At 64.2% G+C, this 19,191-nt stretch carries 12 protein-coding genes; 2 read left to right on the top strand and 10 right to left on the bottom strand.

What is annotated here, in order from left to right; translation table 11 throughout:
* Positions 1-23: 23 nt before the first annotated feature.
* A complete protein-coding gene (locus ABD819_RS05105) occupies positions 24-3,155 on the top strand; it encodes a T9SS type A sorting domain-containing protein (protein WP_345121690.1) in 3,132 nt (1,043 codons plus the stop codon).
* Between the two features lie 146 nt (positions 3,156-3,301).
* Here ABD819_RS05105 and ABD819_RS05110 read toward each other — a convergent pair whose 3' ends face one another.
* The 6 genes from ABD819_RS05110 to ABD819_RS05135 all read right to left on the bottom strand — a co-directional run bounded on the left by ABD819_RS05110 (position 3,302) and on the right by ABD819_RS05135 (position 11,775).
* A complete protein-coding gene (locus tag ABD819_RS05110) occupies positions 3,302-5,110 on the bottom strand; it encodes a hypothetical protein (protein ID WP_345121692.1) in 1,809 nt (602 codons plus the stop codon).
* Between the two features lie 4 nt (positions 5,111-5,114).
* The gene (locus ABD819_RS05115; protein ID WP_345121694.1) at positions 5,115-7,382 is read right to left on the bottom strand and encodes a hypothetical protein; all 2,268 of its coding nucleotides are present in this window, start codon (positions 7,380-7,382) and stop codon (positions 5,115-5,117) included.
* Complete coding sequence (locus tag ABD819_RS05120) at positions 7,379-9,025, bottom strand: BatA domain-containing protein (protein WP_345121696.1); 1,647 nt, start codon at positions 9,023-9,025, stop codon at positions 7,379-7,381. The genes ABD819_RS05115 and ABD819_RS05120 overlap by 4 nt, the downstream gene beginning before the upstream one ends.
* A gap of 57 nt (positions 9,026-9,082) precedes the next feature.
* Positions 9,083-9,958, bottom strand: coding sequence for a DUF58 domain-containing protein (locus tag ABD819_RS05125; protein ID WP_345121698.1), 876 nt, complete (start codon positions 9,956-9,958; stop codon positions 9,083-9,085).
* Positions 9,959-10,034: 76 nt separating this feature from the next.
* Positions 10,035-11,012 carry an AAA family ATPase gene (locus ABD819_RS05130; protein ID WP_345121700.1) on the bottom strand — a complete coding sequence of 326 codons (978 nt, stop codon included), beginning with the start codon at positions 11,010-11,012 and terminating at the stop codon, positions 10,035-10,037.
* Positions 11,013-11,151: 139 nt separating this feature from the next.
* Positions 11,152-11,775, bottom strand: coding sequence for a DUF4159 domain-containing protein (locus ABD819_RS05135; RefSeq protein WP_345121701.1), 624 nt, complete (start codon positions 11,773-11,775; stop codon positions 11,152-11,154).
* Positions 11,776-12,056: 281 nt separating this feature from the next.
* Here ABD819_RS05135 and ABD819_RS05140 point away from each other — a divergent pair, with 281 nt between their 5' ends.
* A complete protein-coding gene (locus ABD819_RS05140; protein WP_345121703.1) occupies positions 12,057-12,683 on the top strand; it encodes a porin family protein in 627 nt (208 codons plus the stop codon).
* Positions 12,684-12,815: 132 nt separating this feature from the next.
* Here ABD819_RS05140 and ABD819_RS05145 read toward each other — a convergent pair whose 3' ends face one another.
* The 4 genes from ABD819_RS05145 to ABD819_RS05160 form a co-directional block, all read right to left on the bottom strand.
* Complete coding sequence (locus ABD819_RS05145; RefSeq protein ID WP_345121705.1) at positions 12,816-14,141, bottom strand: TldD/PmbA family protein; 1,326 nt, start codon at positions 14,139-14,141, stop codon at positions 12,816-12,818.
* A gap of 236 nt (positions 14,142-14,377) precedes the next feature.
* Positions 14,378-16,027, bottom strand: coding sequence for a TldD/PmbA family protein (locus ABD819_RS05150; protein WP_345121707.1), 1,650 nt, complete (start codon positions 16,025-16,027; stop codon positions 14,378-14,380).
* 174 nt (positions 16,028-16,201) lie between these two features.
* Complete coding sequence (locus ABD819_RS05155) at positions 16,202-17,386, bottom strand: carboxypeptidase-like regulatory domain-containing protein (protein WP_345121710.1); 1,185 nt, start codon at positions 17,384-17,386, stop codon at positions 16,202-16,204.
* Between the two features lie 279 nt (positions 17,387-17,665).
* On the bottom strand, positions 17,666-19,000 hold the full coding sequence (locus tag ABD819_RS05160) for a TldD/PmbA family protein (protein ID WP_345121712.1): 1,335 nt from the start codon (positions 18,998-19,000) through the stop codon (positions 17,666-17,668).
* Positions 19,001-19,191: the final 191 nt, after the last annotated feature.

Raw genomic sequence — 19,191 nt, forward strand, 5'->3', positions numbered from 1 at the left:
GGCGGCCTATTTTCGAATTCCCCATGAAAAAACCTTACCCTTCCGCGCCTACCGGCGGCACTTGGTATACCGTGGGGCTGCTGGCGCTGCTGTTGGGCCTGGCTGTCCCCGGCCAGGCCCAGGTATTTTACCTCACGGCGAGCAGCGGCGGCAGCAACCCCGGCGGCACCACTACCAGCGACGACGCCCTGACGCGTATCGACTACGACGGCACCAACCCCGTGGTCATCGCCTCGGCCATCACCGGCTCGCCTTTCCTGCTGGCGCTCGACGGCGACGCCACCCGCGCCTTCGTCTACGAGTCGGAGCCCGCCAACCGCTCCATCAAGGTGCTGAATATGAGCACCGGAGCCCTTATTCGCTCCTTCGCGGTGAACGGCGCCGTTACGGCCATGCGCTACGACGCGGCGGCCGACTACCTCTACTACCTCACCGCAGGCCCCGACGACGCGGTGGTGGAAGCCGCCGACGCGCTGAGCCGCGTGCGTGCCGACGGCACCGGTACCCAGGTGCTCAAGGCGTCGCTGGCTGCGGCCCCGCAGCTGCTGGTGTTGAACGTGGGCGGCGGGGAGCTGTATTTCTACGACGACGCCCCAGGCGCGCGGGCCATCAACGCCCTGAACTTTTCGAGCTACGCACCGACGCGCACCACGGCTGTGGTAGAGCACGCAACGGGCCTGGAGTACGACCAGGGCTCGAACTTCATTTACTACCTCACGTCCGGCGTGTCGAACGCCCAGAACGCGGCCGATGCCCTCCGCCGTTTCCGGCCCGATGGCAGCGGTGCCGCCCTGGTGGCCTCGTCCGTCACCAACTCGCCGCGGCACCTGGGGCTGGATGCGGGCAACAACCGGGCATTTATCTACGAAGGCCAAACCGTGAGCCGGGGCATTCGGGTGATTAGCCTGACCAACGGGGCGCAAATCGGCAACTACCCCGTCGGCAGCGACATCACGGCCCTGGCCACGCCCACGGTGGCCACCGTGGTGACGGGCGCGGCCAGCGCCCTCACCTCAACATCGGCCATCCTCGGCGGCACCGTTACCCAAACCGGCGGCGCGGGCGTCACCGAGCGCGGCGTGGTGTACAGCGCCTCCAACGTGGTGCCGGCCATTGGCAGCGCCACGCAGCTGGTCATCGGCAGCGGCACGGGCAGCTTTTCGGCCACCGCATCGGGGCTCACGCTTTCCACCACCTACTATGTGCGGGCCTATGCCATCAGCACGGCCGGCACGGCCTACAGCAGCGTGGTTGCTTTCACTACCACCGGCCCCGTGGCCATCTGGAACGGCAGCGTGAGCACCGACTGGTTCGATGCCAATAACTGGACCGGGGGCGTGCCCACCCCGACGCTCGATGCCCGGATTCCGGCCGGTGCCCCGCGCTACCCGCTGCTCACGGTCGGCGTACCCACCGCCAAAACCCTGACCCTGGACGCCGACGGCCAACTGAACCAGAGCGGCGCCACGCTCGATTTGAAAGGCGCCTTCGTAATTAACGGTGCCTACACCGCCACCGGCGGCACAGTGGCGCTGAGCGGAGCGGCCGCACAGGCCGTGGGCGGCACCCGCGAGGCCCGCTTCTGGAACCTGAGCGTGGGCGCCGCCGGGGCCATGCTGAGCGGGACAGCCGCCCTGCAGCGGGTACTGACTCTGGGGGCTAACCTGAGCACCAACGGGAATGCTTTCACCTTGCTCTCCGGGCCGGGCGGCACGGCGCTGGTGGTGAACAGCAACGGGGTGGTGAACGGCGACGCCATCGTGCAGCGCTACCTCGACCCCCGCCTGAACCCGGGCCTGGGCTACCGCCACTACAGCGCGCCAGTGCGCAACACCACCGTGGCCGACCTGGTCACGGCCGGCTTCGCGCCGGTGCTGAACAGCGCTTACAACACTTCGCCCACGCCCGGTGCCGTGACACCCTTTCCTACCGTGTATGGCTACGACCAGGCGCGGCTGGCTACCGTGACCAGCAACATGACGCCCTTCGACCAGGGCTGGTTTTCGCTGGCGGCTCCTACCGATGCCCTCGCGGTGGGCCGGGGCTACACCGTGCAAATCGGTGGCGGCGAGCTGGTGGATTTTGTGGGTGCCCTCAACAACGGCGACCAGACCGTGGCCCTGAGCCGCAACACCGGCGCTACGGCCGCCGGCGCGGGCTGGGCCCTGTTGGGCAACCCCTATCCGGCCCCGCTCGCCCTGAACACCGTGGCCGCGGCCGACCGCGCTAACCTCGACGGGGCCAGCTACGTGTTCGAAACGGCCGGCCGCTATACCGGGCAGTACCGCACCTTCGCCAACGGCCTGGGCGGCAACCCCGTGGTGCCGGTGGGGCAAGGCTTTTTTGTGCGGGTGAGCGCGGCCCAGACCGGCGGCAGCTTCACTTTCCGCAACAGCCAGCGGCTGACCACCTTCGACGCCACCGCCATGCTCCGGACCACCGCCGACCTGCGGCCGCAGGTGCAGCTCGGGTTGCAGGCCGCCGCCAGCGGGCTGCGCGACGACCTGTATGTCTACTTCGAAACCGGTGCCAAATCCGGCTTCGACGCGCAGTTCGACGCCGTGAAGCTGCCCAACACCACCGGCCTGAATCTGGCCACCCAGATTGCCGGCACTGAGCTGGCCATTGACGGCCGCCCGCTGCTGGTGCCCGGCGCTCCCGACCTGACCGTGCCGCTGGCCGTGTGGGGCCCCGCCACCGGAGCCTACACCCTGGAAGCCAGCCAGCTGCTGAACCTGCCCGCCGGCACCCGCGTGTACCTGCGCGACCTCCAGGCCGGGGTCCTCATCGACCTGCAGCAGCAGCCCCGCTACGCCTTTACGCTGAACGTCCTCGCTACGACGCCGCGCTTCGAGCTGTTGTTCGTGCAGCAGGCGGGCGTGCTGGGAGCGGCGGCGGCCAGCCTGGCCCGCCAGGTGGCGCTATATCCCAACCCGGCTACCACGTCGGTGGCGGTGGCGCTGCCGGCCGCGCTACGCCACGCTCCAATATCGGCCACCCTGCTCGACGGATTGGGGCGGACGGTGCTCCGGCAGCAGCTGCCCGCCGGCGTGGCCACGCACACCCTGCCATTGGCCAACCTGGCCCCCGGCGTGTACTCGCTGCGCCTGCAAACCGCGGCGGGCGTGGTAGTGAAAAAGCTGGTGGTGGAGTAGTCGGCTGCCTGAAATACCTCCCTCAAAAGCTGTTTACAGCGCTTTCCAGGTTCGTATATATGTAGCGCGGACTTTGTAGTCCGCGTCTGGACGAACCAGACGCGGACTACAAAGTCCGCGCTACATCCCAGCTTCAAAACCGCTTCTTATAGCTTTTCTTCCAACCACAAATACCCGGCCGCCAGCAGGAACAAACCAAAAAACCAGCCGGCCGGCCACGGCTCCGTGATGGTGACTTGAGCTGCCTGAGAAGCTGCCGATGCAGTGGTTCTTTGCGCTGCTGCCTGCCGGCGTTCCGCCAGTTCCGGACCCGGCCAGGCAGCAGCGGGGTACACGTAGAAATTGTGGGTAGCCCGTTGGGGCCCGCGTACCTGGTGCCAGCCCGCCGCGCCGGGCCAGAACTGCGCCGTACTCCACTCGGGTAGGCGGGCATCCTGGCGCAGGGCCAACCGGGCGGTGGGGCCACCGGCCAGCGCCGCTACGGTTGGCTGCGCGCTGGGGAAGGCTGCGGTCAGGTGCAGTGAAAGCGGCTGGTAAGTTCGCGGCCAGCGCGTGCCGGTGCGCCAGATGGCCGCCATTGGGGCGGGCGGCACGGCGGCTGTCAGCAGCCGGTTCCAGAACGAGGCGTACACGGGGGCGTGTCCTTGCAGGGCCCACCGAAACGTTTCGGGCACCGTCGAAACCACGGCAAAGCCCAGGCCCACGCGCCGGCTGGCGGCCACCAGCACCCGGTTGGGCCCGGTGATGAGGGGGCGCAGGTTGGGATGGGGCTGAAGCTGGGCGGGCAGCGGGGCGCGCGCCTCGCCGGGCGCATCGGGCCAGCTAAGGGCTGGGAGCGCGGCCGGAGCCGCAGGGCGGGCCCGAATGGTGAAGTCGGCGCGGCCGGGCACGGCGCGCGGCAGGGGCGCCGCTTCAGCTAATGTGATGAGACCGAGGCGACCCGCGCCGACCGCGGCTTGCAGCGCCTGGGTTTCAGCAGCAGTAAGGGCGGCCAGCGTGGCCGCATCGGCAATCAGGACTTGGTAACGAGTGAGCAGCGCGGGCGTGAGGCGGTCGAGGGCCAGGGCGGGCTGGTTCGTGAAATCGGTTTGTACCAGGCCCCGGCTCACGCTGGTGCGCAGGGCCACTGGGTAATGGGCTTCGGCCAGGTAGTTTTTCAGGAACTTGAATTCGAAGGAAGGCGTGGCGGTGAGCAGCAGCACGGCCGGCAGCGTGGGCGTGGTGATTTCGACGGGAACGGGCTCCGTGTACAGCGGCTGATTTGGTCGGCGCAGCAGCAATTCGTAGGTAGCCAGCCCGGCGGCTTTGGGCTGGTACCGCAGCCGAAAGGCCCCGCTTCCGGTGGGTAGTTTCACCGAGTCGCGCCCGGTGCCGGCGGCGCGCAAAACCACCCAGGCCGAGCCAGCCCCGGCCAGTGCCGTCACGGAGCCTTCTACTTTCAGGGCTTCCCCCAAACTCAGCTTTGCCGGCCAGAAAGCCGTGCGGAAGCCCCCGAAGGGCGCGCCTGGGTGCAGCCGCAACGGTAGTTGGCCAAGCGTGGGCAATTCGGTGGCAGACAGGCCCTGGCCCAGTACGTGCAGGCGGCGCAGGGCCGGCCGCTGCTCGGCCAGCGTGAGTAGACTGGCCAGCGGCTTGGCTTTAGGAGGCAATTTTACGTCGCCATAAGCCCAGACCGGCGTGCCCGCGCCCAGCTGCCGCAATAACTGCCGCAGGGTGTCGGGCGAATAACTGTCGGTGAGCAGAATGGCTTCGGCGCGGGCGGCGGGCAGGTGGCGCAAGGGCGGAAACGCCGTGAGCCACAGCGCGCCCGCGGCTACCGCGCCGGCCAGCATGCGCGCCACGCGCTGCCGCTGGCGGGGGCGCTGCCAGGCCATTACCATCAGCCCGAGGCCAAGCAGCAGGCAAAATGCCAGCAGGCCGTAATAAATAACCGGATTCGGGGACAGAGTGGGCAACGGACTAGCGGCTTAATTCCTGGAAGTAGCGCCGGGCCAGCCGGTCGGGGGCGGGCACCGCGGGGGGCGTGGGCGTGGGGGCAGCCAGCAAATCGGTGAGGGCGCGGGCGACGGGCTGCCGGGCGGCGGCGCGGGTGGGTCGCCCGGCCCGGACATCGGCCCCCAGCTCGCGCAAGGCCCGCAGGGCTGGCAGGTACGCGCCCGGCCGGCTCAGGGCCGCGCCGGCCAGGGCGGTGCCGGCCTGGTCGAGCAGCGCGGCATCGGCGGGGCGGCCGGGCTGGCCGCTATCGGCAGCGGCCAGCCAGCGCAGGGCGGCGCGCACGGTGGGTTGGGTGGCGGGAGCCGGCAGCATCTGCTGGCGGCGGGGCACGGCGGCCCCGGCCAGCTCGCCGGTGAGGCGCAGGGTAGCTTCGGGCATGGGCGGCGGGGTGAAACCGGCTTTTTTGACGAAGGCGCGGGTTTGCTGCTGCACCTGCTTGAGCAGGCGCAGGGCGCGGTACTCGTAGGGAAGGGCTTCTTTGAGCTGGCCGGTGCGCAGGCGCAGCTCGGCCGCCCACATCTGGTCGAGCACGGCGCGGAGCTTGGCTTTCACGGCGGGCTCCAGGAAGTCGGCCGTTTCGGAGTCGTCGTGTTTGTGGATGTAGGGGTCCATCAAGGCGTCGGTTTCGGCGGTGGGCGAGGCCTTGGCGGGCGAAACCGGCGCGCTGCCGTGGTCGTGGCCGTCGTGCTCATCGTGCTGCTCCGGGGCCTCGGCGGTGGGGCTGGCGGGGGCGTCATCATCCTCGGCAATGGGCGAACGCGGAGCCTGGGCCCCGATGCCGGCTTCCGATTCTTCGCCCATAAACTTGCCGTAGCGCAGGCGCAGGCTCTGCTGGTCGAAGCCCAGGTCGTTGGCGCGGCTGGCCACGGTGGCAGCATCCAGCTTGGGCTTTTCGGCGATGAGCTTTTCGGTATCGATGATAATTTGACGCTCGCTGCGGAAGTAGGCCGGGGCTACTTTCACGCCCATGCCCATGTCGGTAGGGCTGTCGGTCACGGCCGTGTCCTGCCACTGCACGAGGTAGGCATCGGTGCGGGTGGTGTGGCCGTGGTTGTCGCGGGCCGTGAGGTAGAAGTAGAGCTCGTCGCCGTACGTCAGGCCCAGGTTGGGCAGGCTGAGCTGGCTGGTGAGCGTGGCCTGCGCGGAATTGCCGCCCAGGCTCGCGCTCAAATCGCGCCGCACCTCCCGGAATTTCACCGCCTCGCCCTGGCCCTGGGCCACGGTGATAACCAGCTCGGCCCGGCTCAGGCCGTAGTCGTCGCGCACCGAGGCCCGTATCGGCACCTCGGGCCGCTGGCCGATGGCGGCTACCAGCGTGTAGGATTTGGGGGTGATGATGCGCAGGACCGGGGCCTGGTCGGGCCGCACATCAATGGCATAATCATCCGAAACCGTGCCCGCGAACCGCAGCCGGTACAGGGTGGAGCTGGTGAGCAGCTGCTCGGTGAAAAACGTGCCGGCTTGCCCGGTCACGGGCCGCAGCCTCACCCGCTGCCGGCCCAGCTCCAGCTCAGGGGCTTGTCGCGCATTGCCGCTCACGCGTACCTGCCAGCGCACCCGGGCGTCCTGTGGGCACTGAAACGAGCCTTGCGCCGGGGCAAAAGCCGGTAGGCGCGTGTAGGCCGGCGGCGTTACCAGCAGCTGCGTTTCGGTGATGCGGGGCACCACCTGACCAGCCACCGCGGGCTTACTGGGATTTGAAAAGTGAATGGGTACTCCGGCGGACTGCTTTTCGGTTTGCGCCGCTGGCCACCACCAGGCCACGGCGCTGGTCAGAATCAATATCCCCGTCAGCCACGCGGCTTTTCGAAAATCCACGGGTAAGGTCAGCGCATCGGCTGCCCGTAGCTCGCCCACGCGCCGTGCCACCCGCTGCTGCTGAAGCTGTTCCAGTAAGTTCAGGTCTGCGGGAGTGCGCAGCAGCAGGCCGCTGCTATCCTCCAGCTCCGCAAACTGCCGGTCGAGCCGGGGGGTAATGGTAGCGGGCCGCACCTGCCGCAAGCGCCACAGCTGCCATCCAATTAAAGCCAGAGCTAAGCTGGCCGCTACCACCAGCGCTGGCCCCGCTGCCGGCCACTGCCCACCCACTACTGCCAGCAGCGCCGCCCCGGCCAGTGCCGGCAATAGCACTGCCGCCACCCGCCGGGCCACGTAGCGCCGGCCCACGGCCCGAAGCGCCTGCCGGGCCTGGTTTACATCCGTCGTCAGCGAAGAATCAAGTACCTGGCTCATGATAGTGGCGAAGACAAGGTCCGGACTTCCCGTCGGCGGGCGAGCAGGCGTTCGAGCAGGAACAGCAGCCCGGCGGCCAGTACCAGCCAGGGCCGCAAATCGGTGACGCGAAACGCTGGTGTTAAACGCATTAGTGGGGCTGGGTTTGTTTTCGCTGGCGAAGCGCTGCCGTTGAAAAGCTGCGCGGGGTCAAGTACGCGCTGGTCCTGGGTTGCCAACGCCTGGTCGAGGGCCGTTTCGGGAGCAGGAGGGCCGTCGGTAAGCGCTGGCTGCAACAGCGCCAGCAGTTGGGCGGGCAGGGCCGGGTCGTCGCCCAGCTCACTCCACGCTGGGTCCAGACGGGTGTGAAGTTGGTAAATCGCCCCGGCGTCCTGCGCCTGGCGCGTAAGTACGGGCCGTCCCTGGCTATCCGTCCAAAGCGGCAGGGCCGTTTTCAGGGGCACAATTTTGTCTCTTCGGAACACGACGACTGCCGCTGCTACAGCTTCGTTGGTTGCCAGGGTTGCCGTATCGGCCACTCCTGCGCCTCGGGCTTCCTGCCAGATTTTGGTGCCTTTGCTGAGTGCGGTGCGCCATTCGGCGGGCAGGGGCGCATCGCTCAGCCAGAAAAGCCAATCGGCAGGCGTGGTTGAAGTAGGGATTTGGGCCGTCGTGGTGAGAGCCAACGGCACGGGCAGGCCAACGGCCGCGGCCCGCAGCGCCGCTCGCAGGTAGCGCGCATCTGCCGCGTAGTCAGCTGTTGCGTAGATAATAACGTGCAAAGGCTGGGTGCGCACTGGGATGGTCAGCGCTGGATTTGCCAGGGTGTCTCCACTAATTCGCAACGGTTTCAATTGGCTCCCTGTTGCGTCCTTCTCAAACCGCAATGCAGGCAACCCGGTCACGCGCAGTTCCGCACCCGGCTGGGGCCGGGCCACCGAAACCAGCCGAAATGAGGTCTGCATTTCATTGCTTTGGCCCAGCTGCAGCTGCAGCTGCAGGCTGTCGGCGCGCAAGGCCGCGGCCTGCAGCCAGGTGTTGGCAACACCATTGGGAAGTAGTTGCCAAGTCACAGCCGTGGGCAGCGGGGAGTGAATCCCTTGAAAATTCCGCATTGCCGCCGATGTCACCACAAAAAGCGGCTGGCCCGAAAACACGTCGGCCGCCTCCTGCATACGCGCCCAGGCAAAGCCTTTTGACTGCTCGGCATCCGTTGCCTTTCCCGCCATTGAGCCACCGCGCCGGACTGCCGAATCAGCTCGCCAAGCGCCACTCGGCACCCGAGAAAACCCATTCGCCAGCCAGCGCACCACGTAGCCCCGCCGCCGAAGCGAGTCGATGGTTGGCCGCAGGGCCGTGAAAGCGGGCGTGCCCAGCACCTCGGGGCTCAGCAGTACCTGGCCCCGGCTGGCTGGCTGCCGCTGCCGCCACACGGGCTCCGCCACGGCCACGGCCAGCACGGCCAGCAGCGCGGCGCGGAGCAGCAGCAGCCACACCTGCTCCAGCTTCAGGTTGCGCAGGCGGCGGTTGGCCCCGGCTGCCAGCCAGCGCAGGCTTCCCACGGCCACTTCGCGGCCCGGCCGGCGGTTCCACAGGTGAATGGCCACCGGCACCAAAAGGCCGAGAAGGGCCAGCAGCGCAAACGGATTGAGGAGCGTGAACAAAGAAGGCGATTGAAGTTAAAGTCCGGATGAAGACCTGCGCGTGCCGTTTCGGTTGGGTCAGTTTATAGTATTTCGCCGCCGCAGAAACTCTCGGATGGCTTGGTCCAGCGGTTCGGCGGTGCTGAGCTGGTGGTAGTCGAAGCCCTGGCGGCGGGCGGTTTGGGCCGTGTCGCGCAGCCACTGTTGCAACTGCTGCTGATAAGCCGGGCGCTGCTGGTCGGCATCAATCTGCAGGGTTTGGCCGCTTTCTAAATCGCGGAAGGTAACCGCACCCTGGTAGGTGAATGTAAGCTCGTTATGGGATAATAAATGCAGTAGCAGAACGTCGCCGCTGGTAGCCCGCAGGCGGGTGAGCAGAGTGCTGATTTCAGCTTCCGACTCATACAAATCACTCACGCAGACTGTGAGGGCGCGCTGCCGCCGGGCCGTGAGCGGAGCCAGGGTGGCCGTGTCGGGGAAGCGCCCCGCGGCCTCGGCGGTTTCGAGGGCGTGGTAGAGGCGCGGGAGTTGGCGGGCATCGGCGCGGGGCGGCAGGTGGCGCAGGCCGGTTGGGCTGAGAATGGTGAGGCCCACGGCATCCCCTTGCTGGGTGGCGAGGTAGGACAGCGCGGCCAGCAGCAGCCGCGCGTAGTCGAGCTTGGTGAGGCCGTTGTCGTCGCGGTGGTTCATGCTGGCGCTGGCGTCGAGCAGCAGGTGCACGGTCAGGCTGGTATCGATTTCGGACTCCCGCAAATAGTAGCGGTCCGAGCGGGCCGCCAGGCGCCAGTCGAGGCGGCGCAGGTCGTCGCCGGGCTGGTAGGGCCGGTACTGGCTGAACTCCATGCCCGCGCCGTGCCGCCGGCTGGCGTGCGCGCCATTCAGGAAGCCCTCGGCCGCTTGCCGGGCGGCCAGGGAGAGGTTGTGCAGGCCGTGCAGTAGTTCGGGGGAGAGCATAATGTAGCGCGGACTTTGTAGTCCGCGAGTAGTTGGGAATCAGAAAATGGTGCGGACTACAAAGTCCGCGCTACGATTAAACCTGAACCGCTTTCAGCAATTCCACCACGGCATCATCGGTAGTCAGGTTCTCCGCTTCGGCATTAAAATTAAGCAGCACCCGATGGCGCAATACCGGCGGAGCCAGCGTGCGGATGTCCTCCAGCGTGGCGGCGAAGCGGCCGTGCAGCAGGGCCCGCGCTTTGGCACACAGAATCAGCGCCTGCCCCGCCCGAGGCCCCGCGCCCCAGCGCCCGTAGTCCTTAATAAACTTCACTTCCGACGTAGCCGGCCGCGTGGCGCGCACCAGCCGGTTCACAAAATCCATTAGCTCGGGGCTGAGGCTGACTTGCCGCACCAGCGCCTGCAGGGCCCGGATGTCGGCCCCGCCCAGCACTGGCTGCACGGCCTGCCCAGCCGCGCCGGTGGTGCCGCGCAGCACGGCCAGCTCCTCGTCGGCCGTGGGGTAGCCGATGCGTACGTAGAGCAAAAACCGGTCGAGCTGGGCTTCGGGCAGGGGATAGGTGCCCGATTGCTCGATGGGGTTTTGGGTGGCCAGCAGGAAGAACGGCTTGGGCAGTGCGTGCTCCTGCCCGGCGTAGGTAACGTGGCCTTCCTGCATGGCTTCGAGCAGCGCGGCCTGGGTTTTGGGCGGTGTCCGGTTAATTTCATCGGCCAGCACCAGGCTGGCGAAAATGGGGCCGGGATTGAACTTGAATGAGCGGTGCCCGGTGCCGTGGTCCTCCTCCAGTACTTCGGTGCCGAGGATGTCGGTGGGCATCAAATCGGGGGTGAACTGGATGCGGCGGAAGGGCAAATCGGTGGCGGCGGCCAGCGTGCGCACCAGCAGGGTTTTGGCCAGGCCGGGCACGCCTTCGAGCAGCGCGTGGCCGCCGGCTAGTAAAGCCACCAGCACTTCATCCAGCACAGTTTCCTGGCCGACAATGACTTTGCCGATTTCGGCTTTGAGAACCGGTAGCTTGGCTAGCAGGGAGTTTACTTCTTGTTCGGTCATTCGGATATTTGGAGGAAGGGCAAAACGGTCATGCTGAGCGAAGTCGAAGCATCTCTACCGCTTCGCTGTGCTAGCATTGATTACTACTGAGGTAGAGATGCTTCGACTTCGCTCAGCATGACTGTTTCTGTAGTCGGTTCTAAGTCAGGGCATACAGCAGAATATTTACCCCAAATTTCGTGTTGTCCTCCGCCAAAAAACGCTTGTTGCGGAAGTCGTAGTCCCACTCGCAGCCGTAGTCTTTATTGGAATACAGCACGCCGATGCGGCCTTTTATTTCCACAGCTTTCAGGTAGTCGTGCACGAGGTCGTCGCCCCAGCCATTCAGCTCGAAGCCGGTATTGGGCGGACCGTCTTTGAAGGTGAAAAACTGGGAGTAAATCGGATGGGTTTTGGGAATTTTCCTGAGCGCAGTGGCCCCGAAGCATTGGCGCATCTGCTCCTCAAAGGAGCGGGCAAACAGGCCGTCGATGTCGTGATTGCAGTCGTCCACAAATACGAAGCCGCCGTTGCGCACGTACTGGGTAAAGTTCTGTTTCTCAGCGCTGGAAAACTGCACCAGCCGGTGGCCCGAGAGGTAGCAGAACGGGTAGTTGAACAGCTCCGGGCTATCGAGGGCCACCACTTTTTCTTTGGGGTCGATGGGTACTTTGGTGTACTGTACCAGCGAGTGCAGCAAGTTGGCCGGCATGCGCTCATCCACGGCATCCCAGTCGCCGGAGTGGTATTTCAGGCGCACGAAAGTGAAAGGGGCAGCGGGCACAGCGGACGAAGTAGAAGCGTAAGAAAATTTAGGACGAGTAAGCCGGGCGCCTGAGCGATAGTCGGACTAAAAATAAACGAGTTGCTTTGGCGTTGAATTATCAGCGTTTAAACCGAGGCAGGGCCCCTGTATTTCAGCTTCGAGCCAGCGCGCAACTTTCTGGCCAGCCGGCGCGGTATTTACTTTTACGGCTTACCCAACTGGCATAGCCGCCGGCGAAGCTACTGCTGAATCATCGGCCGCCCCCGGTTCACCGCACTCACTATATACTCCTTTGTCCTATGAAAAAGCTGCTGATTATTGGGGTGTTGAGCTTGCTCATTACGCCGCTGGCCCAGGCACAGTTCGGGATTAAAGGCGGGCTAAACGTAGCGGAGCTCACCGGCCGCGACGGCGAAAGCGCGTCGTACAAACCGTTTTACCACGTCGGGGCCTTCTACGAGGCTAACCTGTTCGGGCCGCTGTCCATTCAGCCCGAGGTGCAGTATTCGGTAGCCGGTGGCAACCTGAAATCAGCCTTCACCAACTACGACAGCGAACTGCACTACCTCACGGTGCCCATCTTGCTCAAACTCACCCTAGGGCCGGTATTCGTGGAGGCCGGGCCGCAGTACGGCGTGCTGCTCAGCGCCAGTAAGTCGGGCACGATGCAGGTGGGTTTCACGCCAAATGGCCAGCCGGCTTACGGCAACGAGTCGCGCCCGGCTACCAGCGAGTTCAAGCGCAACGATTTCAGCGTGGTGGGTGGTGTGGGGCTAAAGCTGGGTGGCAGTCTATCGCTGGGCGGCCGGCTGGTAGCCGGGCTTAATGATATTAATGACGCGAAAAACCTGTCGGGCATCAACGACCCACGGCTGCAGAACCGGGTGTTTCAGGTGTACGCGGCGCTGCAATTTGGCGGGAAATAAGGAAAACCAGAACGTCATGCTGAGCGTAGCCGAAGCATCTCGCGTGCTCAAGTAATCCAATTGATTGAGTTACTACCACACGCGAGATGCTTCGGCTACGCTCAGCATGACGTTCTGCTTTTCTTGCTCAGCCTAAATCGCGTCCGACAAGCTCGTGAACGTGAAATCCCGGATTTTCAGCGGTGGAATCATACACCCCGCCAGCCGCTGGGGCTTCCCAATCGCCTCGATGTTATTCAGCATAATAATCGGGCTCTCATTGAAGCGCAGGTTTTTAATCGGGAATTTGATTTTCCCGTTTTCGATGTAGAACGTTCCGTCGCGCGTGAGGCCGGTGTAGAGCAGCGTTTGGGGGTCGACTTCGCGGATGTACCAGAGGCGCGTGACCAGAATGCCTTTGGCGGTGCCCTTGATGAGCTCGGCCGTGCTTTGCGTGCCGCCCGCCATGATGAAGCCGCTGGGGAAAGCCGTGGCGGCCATCTTGTTTTTCTCGGCCCAGAAGCGCGAGTAGTACAGCTGCTTCACCACGCCTTTCTCAATCCAGCTCAGGCGCTTGGTGGGCAGGCCCTCGCCGTCGAAGGCGCTGCCGGGCACCTCCGCATTCATGGGGTCGGAGTAGATGTTGATGCGCTCGTCGAAGAGCTTTTCGCCCTTGCGGTTGCCGCCGCCCTTCTTGGTCATGAAGCTGCGGCCCTCGTCGGCCGAGCGGGCATCGAGGCCGTACATCAGGCCGCCGAGCAGCGAGAGGTCGCCGCCGTCCATCAGCGCGGCGGGCTCCAGAATCACGGTGTACTTTCCCGGCTCAATGGCCTTGGCGTTCACCGAGCCCAGGGCTTTGTCGGCGGCGCGCTGGGTGAGGGCTTTGGCATTGAGCTTGGCTGGGTCCGTCACGTCGGCAATGGCGTAGCCCGAGCCGCGGCCGTCGGCGGTGCGCACCGTTACCGAAAAGTCGGTGTTGGTCGACTGCTGGTAGGCTTCCAGCCCTTTGGAATTGCGCAGCGCCTGGAACCGGGTGCCGCCATCAAGAAAGCCGGCGGCGGTGAGATTTTTGGCGGCGCACAGGGCCATGCTGTCGGCGGCGGCCTGGGCACGAGTGGCGGCCGTGAGCAGCGTGGTAGCGGTGGAGGGCGGGCTCAGAAAGGTCTGGGGGCCGAGCAGCGGCACGTATTCCGGGCTTTCGGGCGCGAGCTTCGCGATTTCTTCGGCTCGCTGCACGCAGCGGCGCAGAGCCGCGTCGTCGAACTCGTTGCAGGTAGCAATGCCGGAGCGTTTGCCGAAGCGCGACTCCACTGCCAGCGACACGGTATCGGCCGCGCCGGCCGTGCTCACGCTGTTGCGGGCGTAGCGAATGTTGCCCATGGTGCGCCCGTTCAGCGACACCGCGCACTCGTCGGCCGTGCTGTAGCTGAGGACCTTTTTGAGGAGCGTCTGGGCTTCGTCTTTAGAGAGAATAGCCATGATGTTGATTTTGCAGGTTTGGGAAGGTGGAAAAAACTCCCCTCCTTACCAAGGAGGGGATGTTCGAGCCGCAGGCTCGGACGGGGGTGGTTGGGGTGTTGAACGACACCCGAACGACTCACGCGGATGTCGTTCCGAGACTCGTTCGGGTGCCGTTCAATCAATTCAACCACCCCAGTTTCCGCTGCGCGGAAACATCCCCTCCTCATCTGAGGAGGGGAGTGGTTGTTCTTGCATCACACCTTCCGGGCGGTGTTGATGACGTTCACGCCGTTGAAGCGCGTGGTGGCCGAGCCGTGGCTCACCGACGATACCTGGCTGGGTTGGCCCTTGCCGTCGAAGAAGGTGCCGAAAATGCGGTAGTCCGACTGGTCGCAGCTGCCCGCGCAGGCCCCCCAGAATTCCTGGGTATTCGACTGGTAGGCCACGTCTTCGAGCGGCTCCGTGATTTTGCCCTTCTCGATGGCAAAGAACAGCTGCCCGCCAAACTGGAAGTTGAAGCGTTGCTGGTCGATGGAAAACGAGCCCGCGCCGGCAATGTAAATGCCCTTGTCAACCCCTTTAATCATCTCATCCACGCTCATTTTGGCGGGGCCGGGGCGCAGGCTCACGTTGGGCATGCGCTGGAACTGCACGTCCTCCCACGACTGCGCGTAGGCGCAGCCATCCGATTCCTTCTGGCCCACGATGTGCGCCTGGTCCCGGATTTTCTGGTAGTTCACCAGCTTGCCTTCCTTAATGAGGTCCCACTCGCGGGTTTTCACGCCCTCGTCGTCGTAACCCACGTTGCCCACCGAGCCGGGCTGCAGCTTGTCGGCCACGATGTTCACTACTTTCGAGCCGTAGGGCAGGTTTTTGGCCTTCCATTCCAAGGTGGCGAAACTGGTGCCGGCAAAGTTGGCCTCGTAGCCCAGCACGCGGTCGAGCTCCGTGGGGTGCCCCACGGACTCGTGAATCGTGAGGCCCAAATGCCCGGGGTCGAGCACCAAATCGTACTTGCCGGGCGTGACGGATTTCATGGTCAGCTTGGCTTTGGCTTGCTTGCCGGCCATCGCGGCATCGGCCAGGATGTCGTAGCGTAGCTTGTAGCCCACCGTGCCGGTGCCGGCTGGCCCGGCAATCTGCTCGGCCGCGCTGGGCGTGAGGTACTCGAAGCCCAGGCCCACCGGCGCGCTCAGCGCCTCCCGCGAGCGGAATTTGCCGGTCTTGGTATCCACGGCCGTGGCCGAGAACGTGGGCCAGAGCCGGTGCACGTCCTGGTCGATATACGAGCCGTCGGTGCTGGCAAAATACTTCTGCTCGTTCACCTGAAACAGGGCCGAGTTGATGTAGTTGGCACCCGCATCCAGGGCGGCGGCGTTGGCGGCCAGCAGCAAATCTACTTTCTGCTTCACCGGCACCTCGAAGGCGCTTTGCTGGATGGGCGTTTTCCAGCTCACTTCGCCGTAGCCCTGCTGGGCGGCCAGCTGCACGGGCTCCTTCATCACCAGGCGGTTGGCCTTGGCAATGTCGACGGCCACGCGGGCGGTGGCGGCCAGGCTGGCCTCGGTCACCACGCTGGTCGAGGCGAAGCCCCAGCAGCCATTCACCAGCACCCGAATACCCACGCCGTAGCTCTCGGTACTCACAATGTTCTGCACCTGCTTCTCGCGCGTGAACACGTACTGGTTCAGCGAGCGGCCAATGCGCACGTCGGCGTAGCTCGCGCCGGCCGTTTTCGCGGCGTTGAGCGCGGCATCAGCCAGCCGCTTTTTCACGATGACATCGGCTCCCGGCTCCAGCAGGCGGGCGGGGTCCACGGGTGCGTAGCCAAAGCCCGGCAGGCTCGGCAAAAACAGGGCTCCGGCGGCGAGGCCGGTCAGGCCCACAAAGTCGCGTCTTTTCATAAGGTGCAGAAAAAAAAGGTGTTTTTTTAGTGGTTGGCAGTTAATGATTAGTGGTTAACGATTAACGGTTAGCGGTTAATGATTAGCGGTTAATTACAAATGGTCAGCAGGAAATAAATGCCTTGAAATTGCAACTCGATATTAACCGTTAATCACTAACCGTTAACCGTTAAATCACGGGGTGAGCATGGTGCCGAAAGCGCCTTTCTGCTCGAAGGATTTCATGACCTGGTCCTCCAGTGGCGTACGTTTCACAACTGCATTATTTTGCCAGAAAGCGGGGTCGTAAGTCGTTTGCCTGATGGCGGCCAGGTCTACTTCGCCGCCTTTGACGGGGGCATAGGTCACGCTGGCATCGGGGGTGGCGCGGCCGTTATAAAAGTACGCAAACGAGGTAACGTGAATAGGCAGGTCGGGCTTCATCACCCGGCCCAGGTTGGTTTGGTAATCCACTTTCAGGTAGTCCAGCGTAGCCGCGCCGCCCGGCCGGGGCTGGAACCCCCATTCCAACTGCAAAGCTTCGTCCTTGAATTTGAACATGGGGTTGGTGGACTTGGTGTTAAGAGCCGTGAGTGTGACGCGTACGCGCAGTATTTGATGCGTCGTCTCATCGATAACCATGCTGCCATGGGCCCCGGCATTCGACTTGCTGGCAAAGCCGATTTCGACCAACTGATGGGTGCCGTCTTGCGTTACGCCAAGCAGCCGTAGCGTTAGGTAATCAGCCACGCGGAGTCCAATGATACTTTTTTGCGTACTGCTGTCTTCCTTAGCGCTGTAGAGGGCCTTGCCCTTGGTGTACACCGAGAAATTGTTGAAGTTAAGCAGGCCTTTTTTCTTGGCGAAGCGCCCCTGCGCCAGGGCCGTGCCTTCCACGCCGGCGCTGCTGCTGGCCGCGTTCCACACCATTTCCTGCACCTCGGTGGCATCCCCATCCAGTTGGGTAACCTGGCGGTAGAAAGCCTGGCCATACTGCTTTTGGTCGTGGGTTTTGCGCAGCTGGCGGTAGGCTTGCGCAATCAAATCGCCGAGGTAGCTGCCCACCTGCACTTCGGGCAGCAACACCGAAGCGGGTTGCAGCCGAATCAGCAGGGGCTGGGTAGCGGCCGCCACGGCCACGGTGTCACGCTCATGGCCCAGCTCCGATACCACCAGCCGGCCCGGCAGCGTGGTCTTCAACTCAAACTCGCCCTCGGCGTTGCTGGTGGTGCCGGCGGTGGTGTTCAGCACCGAAACGCTGGCGTAGGGCACCGGCTGGCCGGTGGCGGCATCCAGCACTTTGCCCGTGAGGCGCGACTGCGCGGCGGCGGGCTGGATGGTACTGGCCAGGAGCAGGCCGGCAATCAGGAAAAACTTCATCGCAGAAAGTAGGAGAGGAGGCCGCAAGATAGGCGAGGAATGCCTGCGCCCAAGCAGGCAGATGCCGTTGGCAGGCTGTAAGTTGCCCGAGCCATACCAGCAACGGAAAAAGCCACCATTCTAAGCAGATTGGTGGCTTCGGAATGTCATGCTCATCTAGTGTCCGCGTAGTCGAAGCATCTCTACCGCTTCGTTGAATGGCTCATACGAAGCGGTAGAGATGCTTCGACTACGCGGACACTAGATGAGCATGACGTTCAAAAAATACTCCGTTCTGATTTACACCGCGTCCGACAAGCTCGTGAACGTGAAGTCCCGAATCTTGAGCGGCGGCACCAGGTTGCCGTTCAACCGCACCGGCTTGCCGATGGCTTCCAGATTATTGAGCATAATGACCGGGCTTTCGTTGAAGCGGAAGTTCTTCACCGGGAACTTGATTTGGCCGTTTTCGATGTAGAACGTGCCGTCCCGCGTGAGGCCCGTGAAAAGCAGTGTCTGCGGGTCGACGGGGCGGATGTACCACAGGCGCGTCACCAGAATGCCCTTGGCGGTGCCTTTGATGAGGTCGGCGGTACTTTGGGTGCCGCCTTCCATAATCCAGCCGTTGGGGCGGGGCAGGTCGGGAATGCCGGCTTTCTGGGCCCAATAGCGGGAGGAGTAGAGGTTCTTCACCACGCCTTTTTCAATCCAGGTGGTGCGCTGCAGCGGGCGGCCGTCGCCGCTGAAAGTCAGGTCGCCGATTTCGGCATTCAACGGGTCGGAGTAGATGGTCACCCGCTCATCGAACAGCTTATCGCCCTTGCGGTTGCCACCGCCCTTCTTGCTGAGGAAGCTGCGGCCTTCGTCGGCGTTGCGGGCATCCAGCGCGCCCATCAGGGCCCCAAGCAGCGACGTGTCGACGTTGGAGAGCAGCGCGTTGGGCTCCATAATCACGGTGTATTTACCGGGCTCAATGGCGCGGGCTTTCATCGAGGATGCGGCCTTGTCAGCGGCAATCTTCGTGAAGCGGGCGGCGTCCATCTTGCTGGCGTCCACATAATCGCCCGAGGCGTAGCCCGAGCCGGTACCGTCGGGCGTGCGCACCGTCACCGAAAACGTGATATTTGAAACCTGTTGGTAAGCCTCCAGGCCCTTGGAGTTGCGCTTGGCCACAAAGCCCACCGAGTCGTTGAGAAAGGCCGCCGAGCTCAGTTTTTTCTGGTCGCAGAGGGCCATGCTGGCTCCAATCTGCCGGGCGCGGTAGTCGGGGTCGATGGCGGCCGTGGCCGCGGCGAAAGAGCGGCTGCCATCGAGGTAGGCCTGGGGCCCGAGCAGCGGCATATACTCCGGGCTTTCGGGCGCGAGACGCGCGATTCCTTCGGCCCGCTGCACGCAGCGGCGCAGGGTGGCTTCGTCGAACTCATTGCAGGTGGCTACGCCGCTCCGTTTGCCGAAGCGGCTTTCCACGGCCAGCGAGATGTTTTCATTCGCCCCGGCCGTGCTGATGGAGTTGCGCGCCGAGCGCACGTTGCCGCCGATGTCGCCGGTCAGCGTCATGTCGCACTCATCGGCGGTGCTGAAGCTGAGGACCTTTTTTAGTATCGTTTGGGCTTCGTCTTTGGAGAGAATGGCCATTGGTTTGTAGTTGAGTTGTGAGAACAAACTCCCCTCCTTACCAAGAAGGGGACGTTTCAGCGAAGCTGAAACTGGGGTGGTTGTAGGCGACTGCATCGTGGGGGCGAAGTGGTTCGGGTGTCGTTCAACGAGTTCAACCACCCCTGTTCGCGCCTCATTGGCGCTCACATCCCCTCCTCATCTGAGGAGGG

The sequence above is a fragment of the Hymenobacter antarcticus genome, assembly GCF_039539545.1.
Taxonomy (GTDB): domain Bacteria; phylum Bacteroidota; class Bacteroidia; order Cytophagales; family Hymenobacteraceae; genus Hymenobacter; species Hymenobacter antarcticus.